This window comes from Halapricum sp. CBA1109, assembly GCF_009741825.1.
In the GTDB taxonomy this organism is placed as follows: domain Archaea; phylum Halobacteriota; class Halobacteria; order Halobacteriales; family Haloarculaceae; genus Halapricum.
Window position 1 is genome coordinate 1 of the sequence record NZ_WPCA01000229.1, and the last position, 2,493, is coordinate 2,493.

The window sequence follows — 2,493 nt, forward strand, 5'->3', positions numbered from 1 at the left end:
CGATGGACCCCTGCCGGAAGGCGATCAGCGCGACGTTGATCAGGATAAAGACCAGTATCTTGAACGCGCTGGCGAGTTTGGCTATCTGGTCGATGGAGACGAACGCGATGAGAACGAGCACACGCCGCCGGTGATCGTGATGGCGTTGACCGGCGTCTCGAAGCGCTCGCTGACGGTCTCGAAGACGTCCGGCGCGAGGCCGTCACGGCTCATCGCGAAGGGGTACCGAGAGGAGGAGAGGATGCCCGCGTTCGCGGTGCTGATCAGCGCGAGCAGCGCGGCGAGGATAACCGCTGTGACGCCGATAGCAGGGAGCGCGTTCTCGGCGGCGAGTCGCATCGGCGTGTTCGTGTCGACGAGGGCGGCCTCGTCCGCGACGCCGACCATCACCGTCACGATGGCGACGTAGATGCCCGCCGTGATGATCAGCGACCCGAGGATGCCCAGCGGCAGGTTCCGGTCCGGGTTCTCGACCTCCTCGGCGACGCTCGCTATCTTCGTCACGCCCGCATACGAGACGAAGACGAACCCGGTCGCGCCGAGGATACCCTCGATACCGCTGTCGAAAAAGCCACTGAATCTGGTGGGTTCGACGGCGGGCGCGCCGGCGGCGATGAACCAGACCATCACCGCGAGCATCGCCGCGACGATGACGACCTGCATCCGACCGGTCTGTTTCGCCCCGACGATGTTCAGTACGATCAGGAGGACCGCCACGGTCAACGCGACGGGCGTCACCGGTAGGTCGAACAGCAACACCAGATACGGCGCGCCGCCGACCAGCGCCAGCGCGCCCTTGAACGTCAGCGAGAACCACGTCCCGACGCCCGCGATGGTCCCGAACAGCGGTCCCATCGCGCGCTCGATGTAGAGGTACGTCCCACCGGCCTCGGGCATCGCGGTCGCCATCTCCGATTTGCTCAGCGCCGCCGGCAACACCAACACGCCCGCGAGGAAGTAGGCGAAGACGACCGCCGGCCCGGCCATCTTCATCGCCAGCCCCGGCAGGATGAAGATACCGCTGCCGACCATCGCGCCGATACTGATCGCCGTCACCGACGGCAGGCCCAGGTCCCGTTCCAGTTCCTTCCCCATTACTGTCTGGCGGTCCCGACGCGTCGTTCGTCCACCGTCGCTCCCAACGTAGCCGCGCCTGTTCGAGTGTCGTCCACGTGTATATAACTACTCGTAACGGATCCGCATAAGAATCTCGATTGAAAGACGGTTCCGGACTGCAACCGACGGTCGATTTCGGGTATCCACAGGGCGGCATCGGCCGACGTGAGCGCCGGACAGGGTAAGAGACCGCCCCGCAGAACCCATATACCGCCCGAGAATGTACAGTATCCCGATGACAGACTCTACCGGGGCACAGGCGCGGATCTACACCGCCCCGCGGACGGACGTTTCCCGAGACCAAGGGGGGTTCCGGACACACTTCAACTTCCCCGGGCGCGCGGTGCCGGACCACGACGACCACGGCTACGGGCCGCTGTCGACCGTCGTCGAGTCGTTCATGGACCCGGGCACGCGCATCCGGATGCACCAGCACCGCGAGGAGGAGATCATCTCGTGGGTGCCCGCGGGCGTGATGCGCCACGACGACCGACAGGACAACGAACTCGTCACCGACGCCGGGACTCTGCTGGTTATGAACGCCGGGAGCGGCTTCTGGCACGCCGAGGAGACCCTCGCCGACGACCCGCCGCTGCGGATGCTCCAAATATTCGTCCGTCCCCACAGCCTCGGCCTCGACCCGGACATCCAGCACGGACCGATTCCCGACCCCGCAGACAACGAGTGGCGACACCTGTTCGGCCCCGAGGGAGGCGACGCGCCGTTCTATGTCCGCAACGAAGTCGATTGCTACGACTGCCGGCTTGAGGCCGGCGCGACGACGACGCTTCCCACCCGGGCCGACCGGGAGACCTACCTCTACGTCTTCGACGGCGCGGTCACCCTCGGCGGCGAGTCCCTCGGCTACACCGAGAGCGCGCTGGTGACCGGCGGTGACGTGTCCCTCACCGCCGAGGAGGACGCGACGCTCGTCGCGTTCGTCCTCGGCCCCGATGCCCCGGTCACGCGACAGGGGACCATCGGTCGGTAGTAACAGTCGGCGTCTTCTCACCGGGCGACTCCGCCCAACGGGACAGTGACAGCTTCGCCGCTCGTGTCTCCCACCTCGCGACTATTTTGTAATACTGAGTATCTTCTCAGATAGAAGGATTATTATAATCGGCTATAGAATTATTAACTACGGATGGAGCACACACGACGCGGATTGCTGACGGCGACGGCCGGCATCGCATCGGTAAGCGCGCTCGCGGGCTGTCTGGGCGGTCTCGCCGGGGACTCAGCCGACGGGTCCACCGTGCAGGCGACGTTTTTCGTCTTCGGGGACATCGCCGCGGAAGTCGCGGGCGCGGCGGCGAGTACGAACCTGCTCGTCCCGGTCGGACAGCACGGACACGGGTGGGAGCCCGGACCACGAGT

Annotated in this window: 1 protein-coding gene and 2 pseudogenes; 2 read left to right on the forward strand and 1 reads right to left on the reverse strand. The window is 65.6% G+C overall.

The genetic code is table 11. From position 1 onward, the window contains the following. Positions 1 to 1,095: pseudogene (locus tag GJ629_RS15435) on the reverse strand (APC family permease); the annotation flags it as partial. Between the two features lie 256 nt (positions 1,096 to 1,351). Here GJ629_RS15435 and GJ629_RS15440 point away from each other — a divergent pair. Beyond that, positions 1,352 to 2,107, forward strand: coding sequence for a pirin family protein (locus GJ629_RS15440; RefSeq protein ID WP_157513805.1), 756 nt, complete (start codon positions 1,352 to 1,354; stop codon positions 2,105 to 2,107). 153 nt (positions 2,108 to 2,260) lie between these two features. Next, positions 2,261 to 2,493, forward strand: a pseudogene (locus GJ629_RS17355) (zinc ABC transporter substrate-binding protein); the annotation flags it as partial.